The following is a 774-nucleotide window of genomic DNA, read 5'->3' on the forward strand; positions in this document are numbered from 1 at the left end:
ACCGCACGCGCACGGAAGACCGGCTGCCTCCACCTCCGCTGTCACCAGGCGATCGCCTCCGGCTCGGCTCGCTTGACACCGTCGTCGAGCGCCTTCTCGACCATCCACGCCTTCTCGAGTTGCACTTCCCAGGCAACCGCGCAGCGGTGCTTGCAGAACTGGCGCAGCTCGGCCGGCCGATCCAATACGCGCATGTTCCCGAGCCGTTGGCACTGTGGGATGTTTGGACGAAGATTGCCGCCGGGCCGGTCGCGTTCGAGGCGCCGTCGGCAGGCTTCGCGCTCGACTGGCGCACGCTCCAAGCCTGGCGTCGGCACGACGTTGGCTTTGCAACACTCACGCATGCTGCGGGCGTCTCTTCTACCGGCGATCCCGCGCTCGACTCGCGCCTTCCCTTCGACGAGCCATACCGCATCCCTGGGCGCACCGCGGCGCAGGTCGCGCGGGCGAAGCTGCGCGGCAGCCGCATCATTGCGATCGGCACGAGCGTAGTGCGCGCACTTGAGGCAGCCGCCAATCCCGGCGGCAATGTGCGTGCCGGAAATGGCATTGCGACAGGGCGCATCGCGCGGGGCACGCGGCTTCGCGTGGTCGATGCGATTCTCACGGGCGTCCACCAGCCAGGCGAAAGCCATTTCGAGCTCCTGCGCGCCTTTGCCGACGATGCTCTGCTCGCCAAGGCCTCCGCAGCCTTCATCGCGTATCGATACCGCGCGCATGAATTCGGCGATTCCATGCTGCTCAATCGCCAACCGCCGCTTCTATCGCGCGAAC

General features: G+C 67.2%; 1 protein-coding gene. It reads left to right on the plus strand.

From position 1 onward, the window contains the following. Window positions 1–38: 38 nt before the first annotated feature. Window positions 39–774: S-adenosylmethionine:tRNA ribosyltransferase-isomerase (locus NKI47_RS34940; protein WP_352596386.1), on the plus strand; the 736-nt coding region annotated here is incomplete at its 3' end.

The sequence above is a fragment of the Mesorhizobium sp. M0633 genome, assembly GCF_040320645.1.
GTDB lineage: Bacteria > Pseudomonadota > Alphaproteobacteria > Rhizobiales > Rhizobiaceae > Mesorhizobium.